Origin of the sequence: Kitasatospora sp. NPDC008050, assembly GCF_042957465.1 — a bacterium.
GTDB lineage: Bacteria > Actinomycetota > Actinomycetes > Streptomycetales > Streptomycetaceae > Kitasatospora.
The window spans coordinates 210364-233228 of sequence record NZ_JBIBIJ010000005.1; the positions used below are offsets into that span (position 1 = coordinate 210364).

The window sequence follows — 22865 nt, forward strand, 5'->3', positions numbered from 1 at the left end:
CGGCTCAGATCGCCAGCTGCTCGCGGACCACGCCGGCCAGCTGCTCGGCCACCGCCTTGGCCTGCTCCTGGTCGGCCGCCTCGACCATCACCCGCACCAGCGGCTCGGTGCCGGACGGGCGCAGCAACACCCGTCCGGTGCTGCCGAGTTCGCCCTCGGCCTTGGCGACCGCCGCGAGCAGCTCGGGGTTGCCGGCGGCCCGGCCCTTGTCCACGTCCTTGACGTTGATCAGCACCTGCGGCAGCCGGGTCATCACGGCGGCCAGCTCCGCCAGCGGCTGCTTGGTGGCGGCCAGCCGGGCGCCCAGCATCAGGCCCGTCAGGGTGCCGTCGCCGGTGGTCGCGTGGTCCAGCAGGATCACGTGCCCGGACTGCTCGCCGCCCAGCGCGTAGCCGTGCTCCTTCATCGCCTCCAGCACGTAGCGGTCCCCCACCGCCGTCTCCACCAGGTCGATGCCCTCGCGCTCCATCGCCAGCTTGAAGCCCAGGTTGGCCATCACGGTGCCGACCGCGGTGTTGCCGCGCAGCGTGCCGGCCTCGCGCATGGCCACCGCCAGGATCGCGATGATCTGGTCGCCGTCCACCTCGCCGCCCTCGGCGTCGGCGGCCAGGCAGCGGTCCGCGTCGCCGTCCAGCGCGATGCCCAGATCGGCGCGGTGCTCGCGCATCGCCCGGCGCAGCCCGTCCAGGTGGGTGGAGCCGACGCCGTCGTTGATGTTCAGTCCGGTCGGCTCGGCGCCCAGGGTGAAGACCACCTCGGCACCGGCCCGGGCGAAGGCCTCGGGGGCGACCTTGGCCGCGGCGCCGTGCGCCCCGTCGATGACCACCTTCACGCCGTCCAGCCGGTTGGGCAGCACGGCCACCAGGTGGGCGACGTACTTGTCGAAGCCCTCGGTGTACTCGTGCACCCGGCCGACCCCGGCGCCGGTGGGACGCACCCGCACCGGCTCCGCGCCGGACCGCGAATGCTGGTGGTCCGCCTCGATCGCGTCCTCGATCGCGTCGTCCAGCTTGTGGCCGCCGCGGGCCAGGAACTTGATGCCGTTGTCGGGCATCGCGTTGTGGCTGGCCGAGAGCATCACACCGAAGTCGGCACCGAGCGCACCGGTCAGGTACGCCACGGCGGGGGTCGGCAGCACGCCCACCCGCAGCACGTCCACGCCGGAGCCGGCCAGCCCGGCGATCACGGCGGCCTCCAGGAACTCGCCCGAGGCACGCGGGTCACGGCCCACCACCGCCACCGGACGCCGGCCGGCGCCGCCCGAGTCGCCGAGCACGTGGGCTGCGGCCATCGACAGGCCCAGCGCCAGTTCGGCGGTCAGAGATTCGTTGGCCACACCGCGTACGCCGTCCGTACCGAAGAGTCGTGCCACAGTCCCGTCCTTTGTTGCCGGCCGTCGCGCGACCTGGGGAGGGGCCGCGTGTCGGTGGAGGAATCCCTGGCCGCCTGACCGGTCCAGGGAGCACAACGCCCCGGGGCACATGAAGTGCTCCGGGGCGTGGGTCCCACCTGCGGGGTGCGCACCAAGGGCGGTACGCAACCCCGGGGCGTGACTAGCGCTTGCTGTACTGCGGGGCCTTACGGGCCTTCTTGAGACCGGCCTTCTTGCGCTCGACGGCACGCGCGTCACGCATCAGGAAGCCGGCCTTCTTGAGGGCGGCGCGGTTGTTGTCCACGTCGGCCTCGTTCAGGGCACGGGCCACGCCGAGGCGCAGCGCGTAGGCCTGACCGGAGACGCCGCCGCCCGCGATGCGCGCGACAACGTCGTAACGGCCGTCCAGCTCAAGGAGCTTGAAGGGCTCGTTCACGGTCTGCTGGTGCACCTTGTTGGGGAAGTAGTTCTCCAGGGTGCGACCGTTGATCTTCCACTGGCCGGTGCCGGGGACGATGCGCACGCGGGCGATCGCCTCCTTGCGACGGCCCAGGCCGGCGCCGGGGACGGCCTCGGCGAAGCGGCCGGCCAGCGACTCGGTGGAGTACGACTCGGTGTCCTCGGAGGTGTACTCGGTGTACTCCTCGTCGACCTCGATGTCCAGGGGGGTCTCGATGGCAGCGTTCTCGGCCACGATGTTCCTCAGCTTTTCTTAGTTAAGGGGCTTGGTGGCCGGAATTACTGCGCGACCTGGGAGATCTCGAACGGCACCGGCTGCTGGGCAGCGTGCGGGTGCTGGTCGCCCGAGTAGACCTTCAGCTTCGAGAGCATCTGACGGCCCAGGGTGTTCTTGGGGATCATGCCCTTGATGGCCTTCTCGACGGCCTTCTCCGGGTTCTTGTCCAGCAGGTCGTCGTAGCGCACCGAACGCAGACCGCCCGGGAAGCCCGAGTGGCGGTAGGCCAGCTTCTGGGTCTTCTTGTTACCGGACAGGTGCACCTTGTCGGCGTTGATGATGATGACGAAGTCACCAGTGTCAACGTGCGGCGCGTAGATCGCCTTGTGCTTGCCACGGAGCAGGTTGGCAGCCTGGGAGGCCAGACGGCCGAGCACGACGTCGGTCGCGTCGATGACGTGCCACTGACGCTGGACGTCGCCGGGCTTGGGGCTGTACGTACGCACGGTCGTAGCCTTCGCTTTTCAGTGAGTGAGTCCTGACAGGAGCACCCGGACGAGGAGATCAGCCTGGCTCCACTTGGACGCAATTCAAGGGGAGCCGCTGGTCGGTCGGCCTGGTATCTCCGGCGTAATGACCTCTCACGTGAGATGGAGCGAGCCAATACGCACAACAAGTGCTCAGCCTACCGGCTTCGCGGGGCCTGGCCAAATCCCCACCGGAGTCACCTCTCGCGCTGCACCCGGGACTCGTCCCAGACCGGCTCGGGGGCCTCGTAGACCCGGCCGTCGGAGCCGAAGACCACGAAGCGGTCGAAGGTCCTGGCGAACCAGCGGTCGTGGGTGACGGCCAGCACGGTGCCCTCGAAGCCCTCCAGCGCCTCCTGCAGCGCCTCGGCGCTCTCCAGGTCCAGGTTGTCCGTGGGCTCGTCCAGCAGCAGCGCGGTGACGCCCTCCAGCTCCAGTTTGAGGATCATCAGCCGGGCCTGCTGGCCGCCGGAGAGCGATTCGAACTTCTGCTCCTCCTGCTTGTCCAGCTCGTAGCGGCGCAGCGCGCCCATCGCCGCCTTGCGGTCCAGCGCGTGCTCCTCCTCGATGATCGAGCGCACCGTGCGGCCGAACAGCTCGGGGTGGGCGTGGGTCTGGCGGAAGTGGCCCGGCACCACCCGGGCGCCCAGCTTGAAGCCGCCGCTGTGCCGCACCGTCGCATCGCCCGCCAGCAGCCGCAGGAAGTGCGACTTGCCGGAGCCGTTGGAGCCGAGCACCGCCACCCGCTGGCCGTAGAAGACCTCCAGGTCGAAGGGCTGCATCAGGCCGGTGAGCTCCAGCTGCTCCATGGTGAGCGCCCGCACCCCGGTGCGGCCGCCCTTGAGCCGCATGGTGATGTTCTGCTCGCGCGGCGGCTCCTCGGGGCGGCCGGCCTCCTCGAACTTCTTCAGCCGGGTCTGCGCGGCGGCGTAGCGGGTGGCGAGCGCGTGGCTGACCGAGGCCGCCTGGCGCAGCGTGACCACCAGCTTCTTCAGCTTGGCGTGCTCCTCGTCCCAGCGGCGGCCGAGCTCCTCGAAGCGGGCGAAGCGCTCCTTGCGGGCCTCGTGGAAGGAGTCGAAGCCGCCGCCGTGCACCCAGACGCTGCTGCCGCCCCCGCCGAAGCCCGACTCCACACTGATGATCTTGTCCGCGGTCCGGGAGAGCAGCTCACGGTCGTGCGAGATGTAGAGCACCGTCTTGGGAGTGGCCTTGATCGCCTCCTCCAGCCAGCGCTTGCCCGGCACGTCGAGGTAGTTGTCCGGCTCGTCGAGCAGCAGCACCTCGTCCGGGCCGCGCAGCAGGCACTCCAGCACCAGGCGCTTCTGCTCGCCGCCGGAGAGGGTGTTCAGACCGCGGAACTGCGCCCGGTCGAAGGGCATCCCCAGGGCCGCCATGGTGCAGACGTCCCAGTCGGTCTCGTAGTCGTAGCCGCCCGCGTCGGCCCAGTCCGAGAGCGCCTGGGCGTAGGCCATCTGCGACTTCTCGTCGTCCTGCGCCATCATCGCCAGCTCGGCGGCGTCCACCGCCTTCGCCGCCTGCGCGATCCGCGGCGGGGCCACCGACACCAGCAGGTCCCGCACCGAGGCGTCCGGCGGCAGCGCGCCCGGCGTCTCGCGCAGGTCCTCGCGGCCGGTGGTGCCGACGAACTGGCGCATCACGCCCAGGCCGCCGCTGAGCGTCACCGTGCCGCCGTGCGGCTGGGTGTCCCCGGCGATCATGCGCAGCAGCGTGGTCTTGCCGGCGCCGTTGGCCCCCACCAGGGCGACCGCGGACCCTTCGCCGACCCGGAAGGACGCGTCGTCGAACAGCACCCGCCCGTCCGGCAGGTAGTACTCAAGGTGCGAAATCTCGACGTGTCCCATAAGGCGAAATTGTGCAGTGCCCGCGTGTCGCCACCAAATGGATTAGCTCTGGCCCGGCAGCGTCCGCATCCGCCGAGCGAGCCGGTTGCGTTCGGCGAGCTGGTCGTCGGCCGGGTAGCCGACCTCCTCCAGGGTCAGCCCGTGCGGCCTGATCACGTTGACCGCGCTGTTGCGCACCCCGCCGGCCAGCACCTCGCCGGGGAACTCCACCGGGCGGTGCCCGTCGCCGACCAGCAGCATCGCGCCGACCAGGGCCCGCACCATGTTGTGGCAGAAGGCGTCGGCCCGCACCGTGGCCACCGCGAGCGAGCCCTCCTGGGCCGCGTACGGGTCCACCGGCACCCGGTCCCAGCGCAGCTCCAGCAGGGTGCGGATGGTGGTGGCGCCCTCACGCTTCTTGCAGTAGGCGGCGAAGTCGTGTTCGCCCAGCAGCAGCCGGGCCGCCTCGTTCATCTTGTCGACGTCCAGCGGCCGGTCGTGCCAGAGCACGTGCCCGCGCAGCAGCGGGTCCACCCCGCCCTGGTGGTCGGCCACCCGGTAGGCGTAGCGCCGCCAGATCGCCGCGAACCGCGCGTCGAAGCCGGCCGGCGCCTCGGTGACCCGGTAGATCCGCACGTCGCCCGGCAGTCGTCCGGCCAGCCGGCGCAGCAGCTTCTCGCCGTGCTCCGCCCACAGCCCGGCCGGCAGGTCGACGTGCGCCACCTGCCCGCGCGCGTGCACCCCGGCGTCGGTGCGCCCGGCCACGGTGAGCGGGAACAGCTCGGCGCTGCGGGTGACCACCTGCAGGGCGCTCTCGATCTCCTCCTGCACGGTGCGCCGGCCGCGCTGGCGGGCCCAGCCGGAGAACTCGGCCCCCTGGTAGGCCAGGTCGAGCCGGATCCGCACGTGCCCCTCGGCGGGGCCGTCCTTCACGGGCGGCTGCTCGGCGCAGTCGTTCACCACACATACCTCCGTAGCAAAGGGAACGGGCCCGCTCCCCCGCCGAAGCGGGGAAACGGGCCCGTGCAGTACACCTACAGGCGCGAGGCCTGCGCGACACCTACAGGCGTCAGGCCTGCTCGGCCTCGGCGGCCGGAGCGGCGTCGGCGACCTCGGCAGCAGCCTCGGTCTCCTTGACGGAGCGCTTGGTGGCGGCCTCGGCCTCGCCGACAGCGGTCTGCGCGACGGTCAGCGCCTCGACCAGCTCGATCACGGCCATCGGGGCGTTGTCGCCACGACGGGGACCGATCTTGGTGATGCGGGTGTAACCGCCGGGGCGGTTCTCGTAGCGCGGCGCGATCTCGGTGAAGAGGGTGTGCAGCACCGCAACGTCGGTGATCGTCTTGCGGACGATACGACGGTTGTGGATGTCGCCGACCTTCGCCTTGGTGATCAGCTTCTCCGCCAGCGGGCGCATCCGACGGGCCTTGGCCTCGGTCGTGGTGATGCGGCCGTACTGGAAGAGCTCGCGGCACAGGCCGGCGAGCAGCAGCGGCTCGTGGTGGGGGCCACCGCCGAGGCGGGCACCCTTCGCGGGACGGGGCATGGTAGCTCCTTGAATCTCCGAATCCGGCCGTATCAGGTACCGGAACGGGCGGCCGGGCACGGTTGCCCGGACGACTTAGTTCCTTGCATTGAAGTGGGGGCGACCCGCTGGGAGTCGCCCCCACCGCAAACTCATCAGTACTGCTCGGTCTCCGCGTAACCCGCGTCGTCCAGGTCGTCGGCGCCGAAGGCGTCGGCGGCGGCGGTCGGGTCGAACCCGGGCGGGCTGTCCTTGAGGGCCAGGCCCATGCCGGCCAGCTTCGCCTTGACCTCGTCGATCGACTTCGCACCGAAGTTGCGGATGTCGAGCAGGTCGGCCTCGGAGCGGGCCACGAGCTCACCCACGGTGTGGATGCCCTCGCGCTTGAGGCAGTTGTACGACCGAACGGTGAGCTCCAGCTCCTCGATCGGCAGCGCCAGGTCGGCGGCCAGGGCGGCGTCCGTCGGGGACGGGCCCATGTCGATGCCCTCGGCGTCGATGTTCAGCTCGCGAGCGAGGCCGAACAGCTCCACCAGGGTCTTGCCGGCCGAGGCCATGGCGTCACGCGGGCGCATGGCGGGCTTGGTCTCGACGTCGACGATCAGCTTGTCGAAGTCGGTCCGCTGCTCGACACGGGTGGCCTCGACCTTGTAGGTGACCTTCAGCACGGGGCTGTAGATCGAGTCGACCGGGATCCGGCCGATCTCCTGGCCGGAAGCCTTGTTCTGCACGGCGGAGACGTAGCCGCGACCGCGCTCGACGGTCAGCTCCATCTCCAGCTTGCCCTTGCCGTTCAGCGTGGCCAGGACGAGCTCGGGGTTGTGCACCTCGACACCGGCCGGGGGCGCGATGTCGGCGGCGGTGACCACACCCGGACCCTGCTTGCGCAGGTACATCACGACCGGCTCGTCGTGCTCCGAGGAGACGACCAGCTGCTTGATGTTCAGGATGAGGTCGGTGACGTCCTCCTTGACACCCGGCACGGTGGTGAACTCGTGCAGGACACCGTCGACCCGGATGCTGGTGACAGCGGCACCGGGGATCGAGGAGAGGAGCGTGCGGCGAAGCGAGTTGCCGAGGGTGTAGCCGAAGCCCGGCTCCAGCGGCTCGATGACGAACCGCGAGCGGTACTCGTCCACAACCTCTTCGGTCAGCGAGGGACGCTGAGCGATCAGCATGGTTCAGATCCTCCAGTTGTTTTCGGCACCCACTATTTGATGCCGAACAAGACCAGCGTACGGGGTCCCGTCTGAAACAGGACCCCGTACGTGGTTAAGACACTCGCACCCGAAGGCGACGCGTCACACGGCAAGCACGATCCGGCCGAAGCCGAACCATCTGCGTGAGGTCAGACGCGGCGACGCTTCGGCGGACGGCAGCCGTTGTGCGGGGTGGGGGTGACGTCCTGGATCGAGCCGACCTCCAGGCCGGTGGCCTGGAGCGAACGGATCGCGGTCTCGCGGCCGGAGCCCGGACCCTTCACGAAGACGTCGACCTTGCGCATGCCGTGCTCCTGCGCACGACGCGCGGCGGCCTCGGCGGCCATCTGCGCGGCGAACGGGGTGGACTTGCGCGAGCCCTTGAAGCCGACGTGGCCGGCAGAGGCCCAGGAGATCACGTTGCCCGCGGGGTCGGTGATCGAAACGATGGTGTTGTTGAACGTGCTCTTGATGTGGGCGTGCCCGTGAGCGACGTTCTTCTTTTCCTTGCGGCGGATCTTCTTCGCGCCGGCAGCCTGACGACCCTTGGGGGGCATAAGTCTGTTTCTCCTACTGAGGTGGTCGGTCCGCTAACCCGCGGGCCGGAGGGATGTCCGGTTAACGGGCGGACTACTTCTTGCCCGGCTTCTTCTTGCCGGCAATCGCGCGACGCGGGCCCTTGCGGGTACGCGCGTTGGTGTGGGTGCGCTGACCGCGGACGGGCAGGCCACGGCGGTGACGCAGACCCTCGTAGCAGCCGATCTCGACCTTGCGGCGGATGTCGGCGGCAACCTCACGGCGGAGGTCACCCTCGACGCGGTAGTTGGCTTCGATCCACTTGCCGAGCTTGACGAGGTCGTCCTCGGAGATGTCGCGGACGCGGATGTCGGGGTTCACGCCAGTCTCGGCCAGCGTCTGCTGGGCGCGGGTACGGCCGATGCCGTAGACGTACGTGAGGGCGATCTCGATCCGCTTCTCGCGGGGGAGATCAACGCCGGCGAGGCGTGCCATTCATGGCTCCTGTGGTTCTTTCAGAGGTCTTACGAGCCGCCTACCCGGACACCTCTCGGTGTGCGAGCCCCGGCCTCTGACCGGGGGCGGCAGTCCAGCCGTACGGCTGGATCGGGCGGCCCGTTCTACATGGACAACGCCGGTGGGCGTTGTGCGCGTCGCGCGAAGGTGCTACGAGAAATGCGGGAGGATCAGCCCTGGCGCTGCTTGTGGCGCAGGTTGTCGCAGATCACCATGACCCGGCCGTGGCGGCGGATCACCTTGCACTTGTCGCAGATCTTCTTGACGCTCGGCTTGACCTTCATGGTTCAGGTTCTCCGGGTCTAGATCTGACAGTGGTCGCCCCCCGCTCGACGCGAGGGACAGGGTCTTACTTGTAGCGGTAGACGATGCGGCCGCGAGTCAGGTCGTAGGGGCTCAGCTCCACGACGACGCGGTCATCCGGCAGGATTCGGATGTAGTGCATCCGCATCTTGCCGCTGATGTGCGCGAGGACCTTGTGACCGTTCTGCAGCTCCACCTTGAACATGGCGTTCGGCAGAGACTCGATCACGGTGCCCTCGATCTCAATGGCGCCTTGCTTCTTTGCCATGAACTACGAGATCCACCTTCCGGGACCGGCTACCGTATGCGGCACGCTCGTGCGAACCTGGGTTCACCCCATCCCCGAGGGGAAGAGGGCGTGCTGAAGCACGCTACGAGTGAGCCGACGGTCCATCCTACGCCACCGTCCGCTCAGCGACCAAAACGAGCCTCAGCGCTGCACCGGAAAGGCCAGCGGCTGGACCTGGGCGGTGCAGGCCGAGCAGCGGGTGGCCGCCTCGGGGATCTCGGTCAGGCACTCCGGGCAGGGCCGCTTGGCGACCTTCGGCTTCTTCGGCAGGTAGCGGGCGGTGGCCTTGGTCACCGGCAGCACCACGCAGAAGTAGAGCACCGCGGCGGTCATGATGAACGCGATCAGCACGTTCAGGAACTCGCCGTAGGGGAACGTGACGCCCATCACCTTCCAGCTGGAGGAGCTGAAGTCTCCGGTCGCACCCACCACCACGCCCACCAGCGGGGTCAGGAACGCCTTGACGAATCCGGTGACCACCGCCGTGAACGCCGACCCGATCACGATGCCGACGCCCATGTCGATGACGTTGCCGCGCATCATGAAGTCGCGGAAGCCCTTGAGCACTTGTTACCCCTATTGTCCGATTTCGCCTGCCGCTGAAGGCAGCACGATACCGGTTCAGCCCAGCGGGTCGGGAGCCGCGGTCACGCCGAGGGCCGCGAGCTGGGCCTTTCCACCGTCGAAGGCGGTGAGCACCAGCGGGCCCTGCTCGGTGACGGCCACCGAGTGCTCCCAGTGCGAGGCCCAGGTGCCGTCGTTGGTCACCACGGTCCAGTCGTCCTCGAGGACCGAGGTGTGCGGGGTGCCGAGCGAGACCATCGGCTCGATCGCCAGCACCGTGCCGGTGACCAGCTTGGGGCCCTTGCCGCGGCCGCGCTCCACGTAGTTCAGCACGTGCGGCTCCATGTGCATCGCGGTGCCGATGCCGTGGCCGCCGTAGCCCTCGGTGATGCCCCACTTGCCCTTGGGCGGCAGCGGCTGGCGGCGGATGAAGCCCTCGATCGCCTTGGAGACGTCGACCAGGCGGTTGTTCTTCTTCATCTGGGCGATGCCGGCCCACATCGAGCCCTCGGTGACCCTGCTGAGCATCGCGACCTCGGGACGCACCTCGCCCACCTCGACGGTGATCGCCGCGTCGCCGTGCCAGCCGTCCACGATCGCGCCGCAGTCGATGGAGATGATGTCGCCCTCGACCAGCACCCGCTCACCCGGGATCCCGTGCACCACCTCGTTGTTGACCGAGGCGCAGATCACCCCGGGGAACCAGAGGCCGCCGTGGTGGGCGCGGAAGTTGGAGGTGGCACCGTGGTCGGCGATCACCTTGGCCGCGATGTCGTTGAGCTCCTGGGTGCTCACCCCGGGCGCGACCGCCTCACGGCAGGCCTTGAGCGCCTCGGCGACGACCAGCCCGGCCACTCGCATCTTCGCGATCTGCTCGGGGGTCTTGATCTCCACCATCTGGCCAGTGCCTTTCGTTGAAAGTTCGCCACCCGGTCCTTGCCAGGCGGCGTGTCCACTCCCCCACGGTACGACGCGACACGGCCGCGGTACCCGATCCGGGTACCGCGGCCGTGGGGGGAGAACAGGCGTCGATTCAGCCCTGCGTGCGGGCCTGCAGCGCCTCGACCGCGCGCTGCGTCACCTCGTCGACCTTGCCGAGCGCCGAGATGGTGGTCACCAGGCCCTGCTGGCGGTAGTACTCGATGATCGGCTCGGTCTCCGTGTGGTAGACCTCCAGCCGGGTGCGCACCGCGCTCTCGGTGTCGTCCGAGCGCTGGTACAGCTCGCCACCGCAGTGGTCGCAGACGCCCTCGACGGCCGGCGGGTTGTAGACCACGTGGAACACGTGGCTGCCCTCGTTGCGGCACAGCCGGCGACCGGCGATCCGCTTGACCACCTCGTCCTCGGGGACCTCCAGGTCGAGCACGCCGTTCAGGGCGATGCCCTGCTCGGTCAGGTACTCGTCCAGCGCCTTGGCCTGGGCCAGGTTGCGCGGGAAGCCGTCGAGCAGGAAGCCCGCGTCGGCGTCCGACTGCAGCAGGCGGTCCTTGGCCATCCCGATGGTCACCTCGTCCGGTACGAGCTGACCCTTGTCCATGTAGCCCTTGGCCTCGACCCCGAGCGGTGTCTTCTGGCTGATGTTGGCCCGGAACAGGTCACCGGTGGAGATGTGGGGAATGGACAGGGTCTTGGCGAGCACGTGCGCCTGAGTACCCTTCCCGGCCCCGGGAGGTCCGACGAGGACGATACGCATCAGCGGAGGAACCCTTCGTAATTACGCTGCTGGAGCTGGCTCTCGATCTGCTTCACAGTTTCGAGTCCGACGCCGACGATGATGAGGATGCTGGTGCCGCCGAACGGGATCGTGGTGCTCGCGTTCAGGGCGACCAGGCCGATCATCGGGATCAACGCGATGAGGCCCAGGTAGAGCGAACCCGGCCAGGTGATGCGGGTCAGCACGTAGTTCAGGTACTCGGCCGTCGGCCGACCGGCCCTGATGCCCGGGATGAAGCCACCATACTTCTTCATGTTGTCGGCAACTTCTTCGGGGTTGAAGGAGATCGCGACGTAGAAGAAGGCGAAGAACACGATCAGCACGAAGTAGGCGATCATGTACGCCGGGTGGTCACCCTTGGTGAAGTTGTTCTGGACCCAGACCGCCCAGCCCGCCTTGCTGTTGGTCAGCTGCGCGACCAGCGCGGGGATGTACAGCAGCGAGGAGGCGAAGATGACCGGGATGACACCGGCCTGGTTCACCTTGAGCGGGATGTAGGTCGACGTACCGCCGAAGGCCCGCCGCCCGATCATCCGCTTCGCGTACTGCACCGGGATCCGGCGTTGGGCCTGTTCGACGAAGATGACCAGCACCACCACGACCACACCGACCGCCAGGACGGCGAAGAAGTCGAACCAGCCACCGCCGATCTTGCCGGCCTTCTTGATCGACCACAGGTTGCCGGGGAAGCCGGAGGCGATCGAGGTGAAGATCAGGATCGACATGCCGTTGCCGATGCCGCGGTCGGTGATCAGCTCACCGAGCCACATGATCACCGTGGTACCGGCGGTCATCGTGATGACCATGGTGGCGATCCGGAAGACCGAGGTGTCCGGGACGACCTGGTTGCCGACCGAGCAGCTGGAGAAGAGCGCGCCGTTGGAGGCGGTCGCCACGATGCCGGTGCCCTGCAGGATGGCCAGCGCGATGGTCAGGTACCGGGTGTACTGGGTGATCTTCGTCGTACCGGCCTGCCCCTCCTTCTTCAGTGCCTCGAGTCGCGGGATCACGACGGTCAGCAGCTGCAGGATGATGCTGGCGGTGATGTACGGCATGATGCCGAGCGCAAAAATCGTCAACTGCAGCAGCGCGCCGCCGCTGAACAGGTTGACGAGGCCGAAGAGGCCGCTGTTGCTCTGCTTGACGCACGTGTTCACGGCTTTGAAATCGACGCCCGGGACGGGAATGTGCGCACCCATCCGGAACAGCACCATGATGCCCAGCGTGAACAGCAGCTTCTTGCGCAGGTCGGGCGTCTTGAACGCCCGCGCGAACGCACTGAGCACGGTGCCTCCTGCGCCTCCCGCGCGTCGTCGGCGGGAGGGTCGGTCCTGATGATGGGGAGTTGAGGTTGTCCAGCTCCGCGGCAGCCTGGGGCAGGCTACAAGGGAACTCCACGGACTCTAACAGTGTGTGGCAACGAAGAAGAAGCTCGTGCGCCCCGGGGTTGTCGAAAGCGCGCCCAGATGCCCGGATTTGGCCCGGGTTGATCGGCAATTTCGTGTCGCCGGGCACCTGGAATGACCAAAGCCCCGCCCCTCGAATGAGGGACGGGGCTTTGGTTCTGACGTGCTGTCAGCGCGCGTGATCAACCACCCGAGGGGGTCAGATCAGCTCGGTGACGGTCCCGCCGGCAGCCTGGATCTTCTCGGCGGCGGAGCCGGAGACGGCGTCCACCGAGACCTGCAGCGCGACGGAGATCTCGCCGGTGCCGAGCACCTTGACGAGCGAGTTCTTGCGAACCGCGCCCTTCTCGACGAGACCCTCGACCGTGACCTCGCCACCCTGCGGGTAGAGCTCGGCCAGCTTGTCGAGGTTGACCACCTGGAAGGTGATCTTGAAGGGGTTCTTGAAGCCCTTCAGCTTCGGCAGGCGCATGTGGAGGGGCATCTGGCCACCCTCGAAGCGCTGCGGAACCTGGTAGCGGGCCTTGGTGCCCTTGGTACCACGACCGGCGGTCTTACCCTTGGATGCCTCACCACGACCGACACGGGTCTTGGCGGTCTTGGCACCCGGGGCGGGACGCAGGTTGTGGATCTTGATCGGGTTGTCAGACATGATCAGTCCACCTCCTCGACCGTGACGAGGTGACGCACGGTCTGGGCCATCCCGCGGATCTCGGGACGGTCCTCCTTGACGACCACATCGTGCATGCGCTTCAGACCCAGCGAGCGCAGCGTCTCGCGGTGGTTCTGCTTGCTACCGATGTAGCTCTTGGTCTGCGTGATCTTCAGGCGAGCCATCAGACACCCGCCCCCGCGGTCGCGGCGGCGGCGGTGCCGGCGGCGCGAGCGCGCAGCAGGGCGGCCGGGGCCACGTCCTCGAGCGGCAGACCACGACGCGCGGCGATCTCCTCGGGGCGCACGAGGCCCTTCAGAGCAGCCACGGTGGCGTGCACGATGTTGATCGCGTTGTCCGAGCCGAGCGACTTCGACAGGATGTCGTGAACGCCGGCGCACTCCAGGACGGCACGCACCGGGCCACCGGCGATAACGCCGGTACCGGGGGAAGCCGGCTTCAGGAGCACGACGCCAGCGGCCTTCTCGCCCTGGATCGGGTGCGGGATGGTGCCCTGGATACGGGGGACCTTGAAGAAGTTCTTCTTGGCCTCCTCAACACCCTTGGCGATGGCGGCCGGAACCTCCTTCGCCTTCCCGTAACCGACACCCACGGTGCCGTCAGCGTCGCCCACCACGACCAGCGCGGTGAAGCTGAAACGACGACCACCCTTGACAACCTTGGCGACACGGTTGATCGCGACAACGCGCTCAACGTAAGCGGTCTTCTCGACGGCGGGAGCGTTGCCCCGGTCGTCACGCTTACGGTCGCGCCGCTCGCCACCGGTGCCGCCGCCGGCGCCGCTACCGCGGCGCTGGGGTCCAGCCATTGGAATTACCTCTCTCGATTACGTCCGTCGACTGAGCCGACGAGCGGCTTAGAAGTCGAGCCCGGCCTCACGAGCACCGTCGGCCAGGGCGGCGATGCGCCCGGCGTAACGGTTGCCCGCGCGGTCGAAGACGACCGACTCGATGCCGGCGGCCTTGGCGCGCTCGGCGACCAGGCTCCCGACCTTCTTGGCCAGCTCGGTCTTGTCGCCCTCGGTGCCCTTGATGGACACGTCGAGGGTGGACGCCGACACCAGGGTGTGACCCTTGGCGTCGTCGATGACCTGGGCGACCATGTGGCGGTTCGAGCGGGTCACCACGAGACGCGGACGCGCCTCGGTGCCGGTGACGCGCTTGCGAACGCGGATCGCGCGGCGCTTGCGGGCGGCGTTCTTGTAGCCGTTGCCCTTGCCGATCTTGACAGAAAGACTCATGGCTTACTTACCGCTCTTTCCGACCTTGCGGCGGATGACCTCGCCCGCGTACTTGACGCCCTTGGCCTTGTACGGGTCGGGCTTACGCAGCTTGCGGATCTTGGCCGAAACCTCGCCGACCAGCTGCTTGTCGATCCCGTCCACGTGGAACTTGGTGGGCGACTCGACCACGAAGGAGATGCCCTCCGGGGCCTCGATCAGGATCGGGTGGCTGTAGCCGAGCGCGAACTCCATGTTGGAGCCCTTCGCCACGACTCGGTAACCAACACCGCTGATCTCCAGCGACTTGCGGTAGCCCGCGGTCACGCCGGTGATCATGTTCGCCACCAGCGTGCGAGAAAGGCCGTGCAGGGCCTTCGACTGACGCTCGTCGTTCGGGCGAGTGACAACCAGAGTGCCGTTCTCGTCCTTGCCGATCTCGATCGGCTGGGCGACAACGTGGGTGAGGGAGCCCTTGGGGCCCTTCACCGAGACCGCCTGGCCATCGATGGTGACGTCCACGCCGGCGGGAACCGGGATGGGCAGCCGTCCAATGCGCGACATTGCTGTACCTCCGTTTCCCGAATTACCAGACGTAGGCGAGAACTTCTCCGCCTACGCCCTTCTTGGCGGCCTGCTTGTCCGTGAGGAGACCCGAGGACGTGGAGATGATCGCCACGCCCAGGCCGCCGAGGACCTTCGGCAGGTTGGTGGACTTTGCGTAGACCCGCAGGCCCGGCTTGCTGATGCGCTTGATACCAGCGATCGAGCGCTCACGGTTAGGGCCGAACTTGAGCTCGATGGTCAGCTTCTTGCCGACCTCGCCCTCCTGCGGCTCCTCGACCTTCCAGCTGGAGATGTAACCCTCCTGCTGCAGGATCTGCGCGACGTGCGACTTGATCTTGCTAGCCGGCATCGCCACGGTGTCGTGGTACGCCGAGTTCGCGTTACGCAGACGCGTGAGCATGTCTGCGATGGGGTCGGTCATGGTCATGATGGCCTCAGGCCTCTCTCGCCGTGGTTTCTCCGCGCCAGGTCCCCCCGCCGCACTCCGAGGAGTGCGGCGGGGGCACAGACGCAGGGGACCTGCGGCGTTAGTAAGACTGGGTGCGAGCCCTCCGAAGAAGGACCGCAGGCATCCATAGGGAATGCCGCGGCAGGGGGCCCGACCCCACTACCTTACGGGAATCCGTGATGGCGGCCAAACCGCCCCAAAGGGAGGCTGGCGCCGGCGTGGGATCGGGCACCGCTGCTTCGCAGTGTTGTGCTACCGCTACCGAGAGGCCTGGACTACCAGGAGCTCTTGGTCACGCCCGGCAGCTCGCCGCGGTGCGCCATCTCACGGAGGCACACACGGCACAGGCCGAACTTGCGGTACACCGAGTGCGGACGGCCACAGCGCTGGCAGCGGGTGTAACCGCGGACAGCGAACTTCGGCTTACGCTCGGCCTTCGCGATGAGGGACTTCTTCGCCATGTGCTTACGCCTCCTTGAACGGGAAGCCCAGAGCGCGCAGGAGCGCCCGGCCCTCATCGTCGGTCTGGGCGGTGGTCACGACGGTGATGTCCATACCGCGCTGACGGTCGACCTTGTCCTGGTCGATCTCGTGGAACATGACCTGCTCGGTCAGACCGAAGGTGTAGTTGCCACGGCCGTCGAACTGCTTCGGGGAGAGGCCACGGAAGTCACGGATACGCGGCAGGGCCAGCGTCACCAGACGGTCCAGGAACTCCCACATGCGGTCACCACGGAGGGTGACGTGGGTGCCGATCGGCTGGCCCTCACGCAGCTTGAACTGCGCGATGGACTTGCGAGCCTTCGTCACGGCCGGCTTCTGGCCGGTGATGGCGGTGAGGTCGCGGATGGCACCGTCGATCAGCTTGGAGTCGCGGGCGGCCTCGCCCACACCCATGTTGACCACGACCTTGACCAGGCCGGGGATCAGCATGACGTTCTCGTAGGAGAACTCCTCCTGCAGCTGGCCCTTGATCTCGGCGTTGTAACGCGCCTTGAGGCGGGGGGCCACCTTCTCAACGTTCTCGATCGTCGTCTCAGACATCAGATGTCCTCACCGGTTCGCTTGGCAACGCGGATCTTGTTGCCCTCGTCATCGAAGCGGTAACCAACGCGAGTGACGACCTTCTTGCCGTCCTTCTCCACGACCAGCTGCACGTTGGAAACGTGCACCGGGGCCTCGACGGTGATGATGCCACCGGCGGTGCCCTGGCCGGGCTTGGTGTGCTTCTTGACCCGGTTCACACCCTCGACGAGGACCTTGTTCTCGGTGGGCATGGCCTGGATGACCTTGCCCTGCTTACCGCGGTCCTTGCCGGTGATGACCTGAACCAGGTCACCCTTCTTGATCTTCATGCTGTTCGCCATGGTTAGAGCACCTCCGGCGCCAGCGAGATGATCTTCATGAACTTCTTGTCACGCAGCTCGCGGCCCACCGGGCCGAAGATGCGCGTGCCACGAGGATCACCATCGGTGTTCTTGAGCACGACAGCGGCGTTCTCGTCGAACCGGATGTACGAACCGTCGGGACGACGGCGCGACTTCACGGTACGGACGATGACGCACTTGACGACGTCGCCCTTCTTCACGGTGCCACCGGGGATCGCGTCCTTGACGGTGGCGACGATGACGTCCCCGATGCCGGCGTAGCGGCGACCGGAGCCACCGAGAACGCGGATGCAAAGGATTTCCTTCGCGCCCGTGTTGTCGGCGACACGCAGTCGCGACTCCTGCTGGATCACAACTTTCTCCTGATCGTCAACGAGAGCTGGCGGGCCGGCCGCTGCTCACACCAGCGCCCGCGAGGGACCTGGTGCACATACGGCCGTACCCGGACAACTTCGTTACTTGGCCTTCTCGAGGATCTCGACGACGCGCCAGCGCTTCGTCGCGGACAGCGGGCGGGTCTCCGCGAGGAGGACCCGGTCACCGATGCCGCACGCGTTCTGCTCGTCGTGCGCCTTCAGCTTGTTCGTACGGCGGATGACCTTGCCGTACAGAGCGTGCTTGACGCGGTCCTCGACGGCGACGACGACGGTCTTGTCCATCTTGTCGCTGACGACGAGACCCTCACGGGTCTTGCGGAAACCGCGCGTCTCGTTGGTGTTCTCAGTCATCAGGCGTTCTCCACCGTCTCGATGCCCAGCTCGCGCTCGCGCATCAGGGTGTAGATCCGCGCGATGTCCTTACGGACCAGCCGGAGCCGTCCGTGGTTGTCGAGCTGTCCGGTCGCCGCCTGGAAGCGGAGGTTGAACAGCTCCTCCTTGGCCTCGCGGAGCTTGGCAACGAGACCCTCGTTGTCCAGCTCGCGCAGCTCAGCAGCCTTGGTGCCGGCCGACATCAGCTCTCACCTGCCTCGCGCCGGACAATCCGGCACTTCATCGGGAGCTTGTGAGCAGCGCGGGTGAGCGCCTCACGAGCAACCTTCTCGTTGGGGTAGGACAGCTCGAACATGATCCGTCCCGGGTGAACGTTGGCAATCCACCACTCCGGCGAACCCTTACCGGAACCCATGCGGGTCTCGGCCGGCTTCTTGGTGAGGGGGCGGTCCGGGTAGATGTTGATCCAGACCTTGCCGCCACGCTTGATGTGACGGGTGATGGCGATACGAGCGGACTCGATCTGCCGGTTCGTCACGTAGGCCGGGGTGACGGCCTGGATGCCGTACTCGCCGAACGCGAGTTCGGTGCCACCCTTGGCAGCGCCGCGGCGCTTGGGGTGGTGCTGCTTGCGGTGCTTGACCCGACGGGGGATCAGCATGTCGGTCAGGCCTCCGTTCCGGTGCTCTCGGCAGCCGGCGCCTCGCTCACCGGGGCCGCGGGGGCCTCGGTGTTCGCGGGACGACGACCGCCACGGGCGCCACCGCGCTCGCCGCCACGGCCACCGCGCTCGCCGCCACGCGCGGGGCGGGCGTCGTTGCGGGCCGGACGGTTGCCCGAGCGGGCAGCAGCGTTCTCAGCGCGGACCTCGGCGATGTTCTTGACGTCGCCCTTGTAGATCCAGACCTTCACGCCGATACGGCCGAAGGTCGTCTTGGCCTCGAAGAAGCCGTAGTCGACGTTCGCGCGCAGCGTGTGCAGCGGCACACGACCCTCGCGGTAGAACTCCGAACGGCTCATCTCGGCGCCGCCGAGACGACCGGAGCACTGGACCTTGATGCCCTTGGCGCCGGACTTCATGGTGCCCTGCATCGACTTGCGCATGGCACGGCGGAACGACACGCGGGAGGACAGCTGCTCCGCGACGCCCTGAGCCACGAGCTGGGCGTCCAGCTCGGGGTTCTTGACCTCGAGGATGTTCAGCTGGACCTGCTTGCCGGTCAGCTTCTCGAGGTCGCCGCGGATGCGGTCGGCCTCGGTGCCACGGCGACCGATGACGATGCCGGGGCGGGCGGTGTGGATGTCGACCCGGACGCGGTCGCGGGTGCGCTCGATCTCAACCTTCGAGATGCCGGCGCGCTCCATGCCCTTCGTCATCATGCGACGAATGGCAACGTCTTCCTTGACGTAGTCCGAGTACAGCTTGTCGGCGTACCAGCGGGACTTGAAGTCCGTGCTGATGCCGAGGCGGAACCCGTGCGGGTTAACCTTCTGGCCCATTACCGGGTCCCTTCCTTGCTGCTGACGACCACGGTGATGTGGCTGGTCCGCTTGCGGATCCGGTAGGCACGGCCCTGGGCGCGCGGCCGGAACCGCTTCAGGGTCGGGCCCTCGTCAACGTACGCCTCGCTGATGACGAGGTCGTCCACGTTGTTGTGGTTGTAGTTGTGCGCGGCGTTGGCAATGGCGCTGTTGAGCACCTTGCCGACCGGCACGGTGGCGGCCTGCGGAGCGAACCGCAGGATCGCCTGGGCCTCCGTGGCGTTCAGGCCACGGATGAGGTCCACCACGCGGCGGGCCTTCATGGGCGTGACGCGGATGTACCGCGCCTGGGCCCTGGCTTCCATGGTTGTCCCCTTGCTGGTGTAAGTCATTTGAGTCGTTTGGCAGTTCTGCCGGCGACTAGCGACGCTTCGACTTGCGGTCGTCCTTGACGTGGCCGCGGAAGGTGCGGGTCGGAGCGAACTCGCCGAGCTTGTGGCCGACCATCGACTCGGTGACGAACACCGGGACGTGCTTGCGACCATCGTGAACCGCGATCGTGTGACCGAGCATGCTCGGGCTGATCACGGAGCGACGGGACCAGGTCTTGATGACGTTCTGGGTACCCGCCTCGTTCTGTACGTCCACCTTCTTGATGAGGTGGCCGTCGATGAAGGGGCCCTTCTTGAGACTGCGCGGCATCTGACCTGCTCCTAGCGCTTCTTGTTGGTCTTGCGGCGGCGCACGATGAGGGCGTCCGAAGCCTTGCCGGGCTTACGGGTACGACCCTCCTTCTGGCCCCACGGCGAAACCGGGTGGCGACCACCGGAGGTCTTACCCTCACCACCACCGTGCGGGTGGTCGATCGGGTTCATGGCCACACCACGCACGGTCGGGCGAACGCCCTTCCAGCGCATACGGCCGGCCTTGCCCCAGTTGATGTTCGACTGCTCGGCGTTGCCGACCTCGCCGACGGTCGCGCGGCAGCGCACGTCCACCAGGCGGATCTCGCCGGAGGGCATGCGCAGGTGCGCCATGCGACCCTCACGGGCGAGCAGCTGGATGCCGGAACCCGCGGAGCGGGCCATCTTGGCACCGCCGCCGGGACGCAGCTCCACCGCGTGGATGGTGGTACCGACCGGGATGTTGCGCAGCGGCAGGTTGTTGCCGGGCTTGATGTCGGCCGTCGGGCCGTTCTCAATCCGGTCACCCTGGGTGATGCCACGCGGGGCGATGATGTAGCGCTTCTCGCCGTCCGCGTAGTGCAGCAGCGCGATGCGCGCGGTGCGGTTGGGGTCGTACTCGATGTGCGCGACCTTGGCCGGCACGCCGTCCTTGTCGTGACGACGGAAGTCGATCACGCGGTAGGCGCGCTTGTGTCCGCCACCCTGGTGGCGAGCGGTGATACGACCGGCGTTGTTACGGCCGCCCTTGCTGTGCAGGGGGCGAACCAGCGACTTCTCCGGCGTGGACCGCGTGATCTCTACGAAGTCGGCCACGCTGGAGCCACGACGGCCCGGCGTAGTCGGCTTGTACTTGCGGATGCCCATTTGGCTCTCTCGTCCTCGTCCTTATCGACGCATCCGATCCCCGTTAGGAGACCGGACCACCGAAGATGTCGATGCGGTTGCCCTCGGCCAGCGTCACGATGGCGCGCTTGGTGTCCTTGCGCTTGCCAAAGCCCGTCTTGGAGCGCTTGCGCTTGCCCTGACGGTTGAGCGTGTTGACCGACTCGACCTTGACCGAGAAGACCGCCTCGACGGCCTGCTTGATCTGGGTCTTGTTGGCGCCCGGCGACACGACGAACGTGTACTTGTTCTCGTCGAGGAGCGCGTAGCTCTTCTCGGAGATAACCGGCTTCACCAGGACGTCACGGGGGTCCGTGAACGTCTTGCTCGTAATGTCCGCAGCCATCAGGCGGCGCTCCCTTCGAGCTCGCCCTCAGCGCCAACAGCCTTGGCGGACGCGACCGGACCGGCCACGAAACGCTCGAAGGCGGCCTGGGTGAAGACCACATCGTCGGAGACGAGCACGTCGTAGGTGTTCAGCTGACCGGCGTCCAGGATGTGGACGTTCGGCAGGTTGCGGGCGCTCTTCAGACCCAGCTCGTCGGCACGCTCGACGACGAGGAGGATGTTCTTGCGCTCGGTGATCTTGCCGAACAGGCCCTTCGCGGCCTTGGTCGACGGCGCCTCGGCCGCGATCACGTCGGTGACGACGTGGATGCGGTTGTGGCGGGCCCGGTCGGTGAGCGCGCCACGCAGAGCGGCGGCGATCATCTTCTTCGGGGTCCGCTGCGAGTAGTCACGCGGCACGGGACCGTGCACGACGCCACCGCCGACGAACTGCGGAGCGCGGGTCGAGCCCTGACGGGCGCGGCCGGTGCCCTTCTGGCGGTACGGCTTGCGGCCGCCGCCTCGGACCTCGCCACGAGACTTGACCTTGTGGGTACCCTGACGGGCCGCAGCGAGCTGCGCCACGACGACCTGGTGCATCAGCGGAACGCTGACCTTGGCGTCGAAGATCTCGGCGGGCAGCTCGAGGCTGCCGGTCTTGTCGCCCGAGGGCGACAGGATGTCAATGGTGCTCATATCCTCACAGCCCCTTCGCCGCGGTGCGGACGAGGACGAGGCCGCCGTTCGGGCCCGGGATCGCTCCCTTGATCAGGAGCAGCCCCTTCTCCGCGTCAACGGCGTGGATGGTCAGGTTCTGGGTGGTCACGCGCTCGTGGCCCATCCGGCCGGCCATCCTCATGCCCTTGAACACGCGACCCGGGGTGGCGCAGCCACCGATCGAGCCGGGCGAACGGTGCTTGCGCTGCACGCCGTGACCGGCGCCGAGGCCGCGGAAGTTGTGACGCTTCATGACACCGGCGAAGCCCTTGCCCTTGGAGGTGCCGGTCACATCGACCTTGACACCCGCCTCGAACAGCTCGGCGGTGATCTCCTGGCCCAGCGTGTACTCGGACGCGTCCGAGGTACGCAGCTCCACCAGGTGGCGGCGCGGGGTGACACCGGCCTTGGCGAAGTGGCCCGCGAGGGGCTTGTTCACCTTGCGGGGGTCGATCTCGCCGAAGCCGATCTGGACGGCGTCGTAGCCGGCCGAGGAATCAGCGGTGTGGACCTGGGTCACGACATTGGGCCCGGCCTTGACGACGGTCACCGGAACGATCCGGTTGTTCTCGTCCCAGACCTGGGTCATGCCGAGCTTCTCGCCCAGGATGCCCTTAATCTGCTTTGCCATCTTCGTCGGCCCTCTCAGAGCTTGATCTCGATGTCGACGCCGGCCGGAAGGTCGAGGCGCATCAGCGAGTCCACGGTCTTCGGGGTCGGGTCGAGGATGTCGATCAGACGCTTGTGAGTGCGCATCTCGAAGTGCTCGCGCGAGTCCTTGTACTTGTGCGGCGAGCGGATGACGCAGTAAACGTTCTTCTCAGTGGGCAGCGGCACCGGGCCCGCGACCTGCGCACCAGTGCGAATGACGGTCTCGACGATCTTCTTCGCCGAGGAGTCAATCACCTCGTGGTCGTAGGCCTTGAGCCGGATGCGGATCTTCTGTCCCGCCATGGCTACTCGTAGTCCTTTGAGTCGTCATGCTGCTTCTGCGGCCGGTTTCGTCCGGGTGGACTGCTCCGGTGGCGTCCTGGATGGTTTCCCGCCGGTCCCCGCGCTCGGGCGTGTCGCGCTCGCGCTTAAGAAAAGGGAAAAACCCTCTTCGGGGTCCGGGTCGGTCTTGCACCCATGGGCACCGGGTCGAGGCCCCGCCCACGCTTCCCAGAAGATTCCCGTACGTCCGCCCCGCAGCTGCCGCGGTGTCGCTTACACACCACTGCATTCACACAAAGCACGTGAACACATGAACGGCCATCACGGGAACGACGAGTACATGGGACTCGCTTCCGGTCCTCCCGGCGGGAGGCGCGCAGCATCG

36 protein-coding genes are annotated in these 22865 nt (G+C 67.5%); all 36 read right to left on the reverse strand.

All coding sequences use genetic code 11. The annotated features are described in order from the left end of the window. Positions 1-4 precede the first annotated feature (4 nt). The gene (gene glmM / locus ACFZB9_RS12325; RefSeq protein ID WP_391446255.1) at positions 5-1372 is read right to left on the reverse strand and encodes a phosphoglucosamine mutase; all 1368 of its coding nucleotides are present in this window, start codon (positions 1370-1372) and stop codon (positions 5-7) included. 181 nt (positions 1373-1553) lie between these two features. Further along, positions 1554-2036 carry a 30S ribosomal protein S9 gene (gene rpsI, locus ACFZB9_RS12330; protein ID WP_376778550.1) on the reverse strand — a complete coding sequence of 161 codons (483 nt, stop codon included), beginning with the start codon at positions 2034-2036 and terminating at the stop codon, positions 1554-1556. A 74-nt stretch (positions 2037-2110) separates the two neighbouring features. Beyond that, the gene (rplM, locus tag ACFZB9_RS12335; RefSeq protein ID WP_327067370.1) at positions 2111-2554 is read right to left on the reverse strand and encodes a 50S ribosomal protein L13; all 444 of its coding nucleotides are present in this window, start codon (positions 2552-2554) and stop codon (positions 2111-2113) included. A gap of 218 nt (positions 2555-2772) precedes the next feature. After that, positions 2773-4437, reverse strand: coding sequence for an ABC-F family ATP-binding cassette domain-containing protein (locus tag ACFZB9_RS12340; protein ID WP_391446257.1), 1665 nt, complete (start codon positions 4435-4437; stop codon positions 2773-2775). Between the two features lie 42 nt (positions 4438-4479). Next, positions 4480-5379, reverse strand: coding sequence for a tRNA pseudouridine(38-40) synthase TruA (truA, locus tag ACFZB9_RS12345; protein ID WP_391446260.1), 900 nt, complete (start codon positions 5377-5379; stop codon positions 4480-4482). A 106-nt stretch (positions 5380-5485) separates the two neighbouring features. Beyond that, the gene (rplQ, locus tag ACFZB9_RS12350) at positions 5486-5962 is read right to left on the reverse strand and encodes a 50S ribosomal protein L17 (RefSeq protein WP_391446261.1); all 477 of its coding nucleotides are present in this window, start codon (positions 5960-5962) and stop codon (positions 5486-5488) included. Between the two features lie 134 nt (positions 5963-6096). Further along, positions 6097-7119, reverse strand: a complete 1023-nt coding sequence (locus ACFZB9_RS12355; RefSeq protein ID WP_035800873.1) for a DNA-directed RNA polymerase subunit alpha — start codon at positions 7117-7119, stop codon at positions 6097-6099. Between the two features lie 170 nt (positions 7120-7289). Beyond that, entirely contained in the window at positions 7290-7697 is a 408-nt protein-coding gene (rpsK, locus tag ACFZB9_RS12360) for a 30S ribosomal protein S11 (protein ID WP_030232513.1), read from the reverse strand. Positions 7698-7770: 73 nt separating this feature from the next. Beyond that, a complete protein-coding gene (gene rpsM / locus ACFZB9_RS12365; protein ID WP_280692217.1) occupies positions 7771-8151 on the reverse strand; it encodes a 30S ribosomal protein S13 in 381 nt (126 codons plus the stop codon). 191 nt (positions 8152-8342) lie between these two features. Further along, positions 8343-8456 carry a 50S ribosomal protein L36 gene (rpmJ, locus tag ACFZB9_RS12370; protein ID WP_003956441.1) on the reverse strand — a complete coding sequence of 38 codons (114 nt, stop codon included), beginning with the start codon at positions 8454-8456 and terminating at the stop codon, positions 8343-8345. A gap of 65 nt (positions 8457-8521) precedes the next feature. Beyond that, positions 8522-8743 carry a translation initiation factor IF-1 gene (gene infA / locus ACFZB9_RS12375; RefSeq protein WP_003956442.1) on the reverse strand — a complete coding sequence of 74 codons (222 nt, stop codon included), beginning with the start codon at positions 8741-8743 and terminating at the stop codon, positions 8522-8524. 162 nt (positions 8744-8905) lie between these two features. Then, positions 8906-9331: a large conductance mechanosensitive channel protein MscL gene (mscL, locus tag ACFZB9_RS12380; protein WP_391446264.1), complete on the reverse strand. Its 426-nt coding sequence runs from the start codon at positions 9329-9331 to the stop codon at positions 8906-8908. A 54-nt stretch (positions 9332-9385) separates the two neighbouring features. Beyond that, positions 9386-10225 carry a type I methionyl aminopeptidase gene (map, locus tag ACFZB9_RS12385; protein ID WP_391446266.1) on the reverse strand — a complete coding sequence of 280 codons (840 nt, stop codon included), beginning with the start codon at positions 10223-10225 and terminating at the stop codon, positions 9386-9388. Positions 10226-10361: 136 nt separating this feature from the next. Further along, complete coding sequence (locus tag ACFZB9_RS12390; RefSeq protein WP_391446268.1) at positions 10362-11021, reverse strand: adenylate kinase; 660 nt, start codon at positions 11019-11021, stop codon at positions 10362-10364. After that, positions 11021-12328: a preprotein translocase subunit SecY gene (gene secY / locus ACFZB9_RS12395; RefSeq protein ID WP_391446270.1), complete on the reverse strand. Its 1308-nt coding sequence runs from the start codon at positions 12326-12328 to the stop codon at positions 11021-11023. The genes ACFZB9_RS12390 and secY overlap by 1 nt, the downstream gene beginning before the upstream one ends. A gap of 319 nt (positions 12329-12647) precedes the next feature. Then, entirely contained in the window at positions 12648-13100 is a 453-nt protein-coding gene (gene rplO / locus ACFZB9_RS12400) for a 50S ribosomal protein L15 (protein ID WP_391446271.1), read from the reverse strand. 2 nt (positions 13101-13102) lie between these two features. Then, positions 13103-13285 (reverse strand): 50S ribosomal protein L30, encoded by a 183-nt coding sequence (gene rpmD / locus ACFZB9_RS12405; protein ID WP_030300409.1) that lies wholly within the window; start codon positions 13283-13285, stop codon positions 13103-13105. Further along, positions 13285-13929 carry a 30S ribosomal protein S5 gene (gene rpsE / locus ACFZB9_RS12410; RefSeq protein ID WP_391446274.1) on the reverse strand — a complete coding sequence of 215 codons (645 nt, stop codon included), beginning with the start codon at positions 13927-13929 and terminating at the stop codon, positions 13285-13287. Before rpsE ends, rpmD begins: the two co-directional genes overlap by 1 nt. Positions 13930-13977: 48 nt before the next feature. Beyond that, positions 13978-14361: a 50S ribosomal protein L18 gene (rplR, locus tag ACFZB9_RS12415; RefSeq protein ID WP_391446276.1), complete on the reverse strand. Its 384-nt coding sequence runs from the start codon at positions 14359-14361 to the stop codon at positions 13978-13980. Between the two features lie 3 nt (positions 14362-14364). Next, positions 14365-14904, reverse strand: coding sequence for a 50S ribosomal protein L6 (rplF, locus tag ACFZB9_RS12420; protein WP_391446277.1), 540 nt, complete (start codon positions 14902-14904; stop codon positions 14365-14367). 22 nt (positions 14905-14926) lie between these two features. Continuing rightward, the gene (gene rpsH, locus ACFZB9_RS12425; RefSeq protein WP_184937226.1) at positions 14927-15334 is read right to left on the reverse strand and encodes a 30S ribosomal protein S8; all 408 of its coding nucleotides are present in this window, start codon (positions 15332-15334) and stop codon (positions 14927-14929) included. A gap of 296 nt (positions 15335-15630) precedes the next feature. Then, positions 15631-15816, reverse strand: a complete 186-nt coding sequence (locus ACFZB9_RS12430; RefSeq protein WP_057231320.1) for a type Z 30S ribosomal protein S14 — start codon at positions 15814-15816, stop codon at positions 15631-15633. Positions 15817-15820: 4 nt separating this feature from the next. Continuing rightward, the gene (rplE, locus tag ACFZB9_RS12435) at positions 15821-16399 is read right to left on the reverse strand and encodes a 50S ribosomal protein L5 (RefSeq protein WP_184937222.1); all 579 of its coding nucleotides are present in this window, start codon (positions 16397-16399) and stop codon (positions 15821-15823) included. Then, the gene (rplX, locus tag ACFZB9_RS12440; protein ID WP_391446744.1) at positions 16399-16710 is read right to left on the reverse strand and encodes a 50S ribosomal protein L24; all 312 of its coding nucleotides are present in this window, start codon (positions 16708-16710) and stop codon (positions 16399-16401) included. The genes rplE and rplX overlap by 1 nt, the downstream gene beginning before the upstream one ends. A gap of 14 nt (positions 16711-16724) precedes the next feature. After that, positions 16725-17096: a 50S ribosomal protein L14 gene (gene rplN / locus ACFZB9_RS12445; RefSeq protein WP_035848171.1), complete on the reverse strand. Its 372-nt coding sequence runs from the start codon at positions 17094-17096 to the stop codon at positions 16725-16727. Positions 17097-17198: 102 nt separating this feature from the next. Next, positions 17199-17471: a 30S ribosomal protein S17 gene (rpsQ, locus tag ACFZB9_RS12450; RefSeq protein ID WP_110670527.1), complete on the reverse strand. Its 273-nt coding sequence runs from the start codon at positions 17469-17471 to the stop codon at positions 17199-17201. Further along, a complete protein-coding gene (gene rpmC / locus ACFZB9_RS12455) occupies positions 17471-17695 on the reverse strand; it encodes a 50S ribosomal protein L29 (protein WP_035848170.1) in 225 nt (74 codons plus the stop codon). Before rpmC ends, rpsQ begins: the two co-directional genes overlap by 1 nt. After that, the gene (rplP, locus tag ACFZB9_RS12460) at positions 17695-18114 is read right to left on the reverse strand and encodes a 50S ribosomal protein L16 (RefSeq protein WP_344442252.1); all 420 of its coding nucleotides are present in this window, start codon (positions 18112-18114) and stop codon (positions 17695-17697) included. Before rplP ends, rpmC begins: the two co-directional genes overlap by 1 nt. 5 nt (positions 18115-18119) lie before the next feature. After that, positions 18120-18953, reverse strand: a complete 834-nt coding sequence (gene rpsC, locus ACFZB9_RS12465; RefSeq protein WP_327067383.1) for a 30S ribosomal protein S3 — start codon at positions 18951-18953, stop codon at positions 18120-18122. Further along, positions 18953-19300 carry a 50S ribosomal protein L22 gene (gene rplV / locus ACFZB9_RS12470; RefSeq protein ID WP_280692195.1) on the reverse strand — a complete coding sequence of 116 codons (348 nt, stop codon included), beginning with the start codon at positions 19298-19300 and terminating at the stop codon, positions 18953-18955. The genes rpsC and rplV overlap by 1 nt, the downstream gene beginning before the upstream one ends. Positions 19301-19355: 55 nt before the next feature. Continuing rightward, positions 19356-19637, reverse strand: a complete 282-nt coding sequence (rpsS, locus tag ACFZB9_RS12475; RefSeq protein WP_030232469.1) for a 30S ribosomal protein S19 — start codon at positions 19635-19637, stop codon at positions 19356-19358. An 11-nt stretch (positions 19638-19648) separates the two neighbouring features. Further along, positions 19649-20485 carry a 50S ribosomal protein L2 gene (rplB, locus tag ACFZB9_RS12480; RefSeq protein ID WP_280692193.1) on the reverse strand — a complete coding sequence of 279 codons (837 nt, stop codon included), beginning with the start codon at positions 20483-20485 and terminating at the stop codon, positions 19649-19651. Positions 20486-20528: 43 nt separating this feature from the next. Continuing rightward, the gene (rplW, locus tag ACFZB9_RS12485; protein ID WP_035848160.1) at positions 20529-20849 is read right to left on the reverse strand and encodes a 50S ribosomal protein L23; all 321 of its coding nucleotides are present in this window, start codon (positions 20847-20849) and stop codon (positions 20529-20531) included. Next, complete coding sequence (gene rplD, locus ACFZB9_RS12490) at positions 20849-21526, reverse strand: 50S ribosomal protein L4 (RefSeq protein WP_391446281.1); 678 nt, start codon at positions 21524-21526, stop codon at positions 20849-20851. Before rplD ends, rplW begins: the two co-directional genes overlap by 1 nt. 4 nt (positions 21527-21530) lie before the next feature. Then, positions 21531-22178: a 50S ribosomal protein L3 gene (gene rplC / locus ACFZB9_RS12495; protein ID WP_327067387.1), complete on the reverse strand. Its 648-nt coding sequence runs from the start codon at positions 22176-22178 to the stop codon at positions 21531-21533. Positions 22179-22192: 14 nt separating this feature from the next. After that, positions 22193-22501, reverse strand: coding sequence for a 30S ribosomal protein S10 (gene rpsJ / locus ACFZB9_RS12500; RefSeq protein ID WP_012785157.1), 309 nt, complete (start codon positions 22499-22501; stop codon positions 22193-22195). Positions 22502-22865: the final 364 nt, after the last annotated feature.

What these genes read in the sequence shown, in the direction of transcription:
- ACFZB9_RS12340 (WP_391446257.1), bottom strand. Translation starts at nt 4,437, where the DNA reads ATGGGACACGTCGAGATTTCGCACCTTGAGTACTACCTGCCGGACGGG.
- rplQ (WP_391446261.1), bottom strand. Translation starts at nt 5,962, where the DNA reads ATGCCCCGTCCCGCGAAGGGTGCCCGCCTCGGCGGTGGCCCCCACCAC.
- ACFZB9_RS12355 (WP_035800873.1), bottom strand. Translation starts at nt 7,119, where the DNA reads ATGCTGATCGCTCAGCGTCCCTCGCTGACCGAAGAGGTTGTGGACGAG.
- rpsK (WP_030232513.1), bottom strand. Translation starts at nt 7,697, where the DNA reads ATGCCCCCCAAGGGTCGTCAGGCTGCCGGCGCGAAGAAGATCCGCCGC.
- rpsM (WP_280692217.1), bottom strand. Translation starts at nt 8,151, where the DNA reads ATGGCACGCCTCGCCGGCGTTGATCTCCCCCGCGAGAAGCGGATCGAG.
- rpmJ (WP_003956441.1), bottom strand. Translation starts at nt 8,456, where the DNA reads ATGAAGGTCAAGCCGAGCGTCAAGAAGATCTGCGACAAGTGCAAGGTG.
- infA (WP_003956442.1), bottom strand. Translation starts at nt 8,743, where the DNA reads ATGGCAAAGAAGCAAGGCGCCATTGAGATCGAGGGCACCGTGATCGAG.
- map (WP_391446266.1), bottom strand. Translation starts at nt 10,225, where the DNA reads ATGGTGGAGATCAAGACCCCCGAGCAGATCGCGAAGATGCGAGTGGCC.
- ACFZB9_RS12390 (WP_391446268.1), bottom strand. Translation starts at nt 11,021, where the DNA reads ATGCGTATCGTCCTCGTCGGACCTCCCGGGGCCGGGAAGGGTACTCAG.
- rplO (WP_391446271.1), bottom strand. Translation starts at nt 13,100, where the DNA reads ATGTCTGACAACCCGATCAAGATCCACAACCTGCGTCCCGCCCCGGGT.
- rpmD (WP_030300409.1), bottom strand. Translation starts at nt 13,285, where the DNA reads ATGGCTCGCCTGAAGATCACGCAGACCAAGAGCTACATCGGTAGCAAG.
- rpsE (WP_391446274.1), bottom strand. Translation starts at nt 13,929, where the DNA reads ATGGCTGGACCCCAGCGCCGCGGTAGCGGCGCCGGCGGCGGCACCGGT.
- rplR (WP_391446276.1), bottom strand. Translation starts at nt 14,361, where the DNA reads ATGAGTCTTTCTGTCAAGATCGGCAAGGGCAACGGCTACAAGAACGCC.
- rplF (WP_391446277.1), bottom strand. Translation starts at nt 14,904, where the DNA reads ATGTCGCGCATTGGACGGCTGCCCATCCCGGTTCCCGCCGGCGTGGAC.
- rpsH (WP_184937226.1), bottom strand. Translation starts at nt 15,334, where the DNA reads ATGACCATGACCGACCCCATCGCAGACATGCTCACGCGTCTGCGTAAC.
- ACFZB9_RS12430 (WP_057231320.1), bottom strand. Translation starts at nt 15,816, where the DNA reads ATGGCGAAGAAGTCCCTCATCGCGAAGGCCGAGCGTAAGCCGAAGTTC.
- rplE (WP_184937222.1), bottom strand. Translation starts at nt 16,399, where the DNA reads ATGTCTGAGACGACGATCGAGAACGTTGAGAAGGTGGCCCCCCGCCTC.
- rplX (WP_391446744.1), bottom strand. Translation starts at nt 16,710, where the DNA reads ATGAAGATCAAGAAGGGTGACCTGGTTCAGGTCATCACCGGCAAGGAC.
- rpsQ (WP_110670527.1), bottom strand. Translation starts at nt 17,471, where the DNA reads ATGACTGAGAACACCAACGAGACGCGCGGTTTCCGCAAGACCCGTGAG.
- rpmC (WP_035848170.1), bottom strand. Translation starts at nt 17,695, where the DNA reads ATGTCGGCCGGCACCAAGGCTGCTGAGCTGCGCGAGCTGGACAACGAG.
- rplP (WP_344442252.1), bottom strand. Translation starts at nt 18,114, where the DNA reads ATGCTGATCCCCCGTCGGGTCAAGCACCGCAAGCAGCACCACCCCAAG.
- rpsC (WP_327067383.1), bottom strand. Translation starts at nt 18,953, where the DNA reads ATGGGCCAGAAGGTTAACCCGCACGGGTTCCGCCTCGGCATCAGCACG.
- rplV (WP_280692195.1), bottom strand. Translation starts at nt 19,300, where the DNA reads ATGGAAGCCAGGGCCCAGGCGCGGTACATCCGCGTCACGCCCATGAAG.
- rpsS (WP_030232469.1), bottom strand. Translation starts at nt 19,637, where the DNA reads ATGCCGCGCAGTCTCAAGAAGGGCCCCTTCATCGACGGCCACCTCATC.
- rplB (WP_280692193.1), bottom strand. Translation starts at nt 20,485, where the DNA reads ATGGGCATCCGCAAGTACAAGCCGACTACGCCGGGCCGTCGTGGCTCC.
- rplW (WP_035848160.1), bottom strand. Translation starts at nt 20,849, where the DNA reads ATGGCTGCGGACATTACGAGCAAGACGTTCACGGACCCCCGTGACGTC.
- rplD (WP_391446281.1), bottom strand. Translation starts at nt 21,526, where the DNA reads ATGAGCACCATTGACATCCTGTCGCCCTCGGGCGACAAGACCGGCAGC.
- rplC (WP_327067387.1), bottom strand. Translation starts at nt 22,178, where the DNA reads ATGGCAAAGCAGATTAAGGGCATCCTGGGCGAGAAGCTCGGCATGACC.
- rpsJ (WP_012785157.1), bottom strand. Translation starts at nt 22,501, where the DNA reads ATGGCGGGACAGAAGATCCGCATCCGGCTCAAGGCCTACGACCACGAG.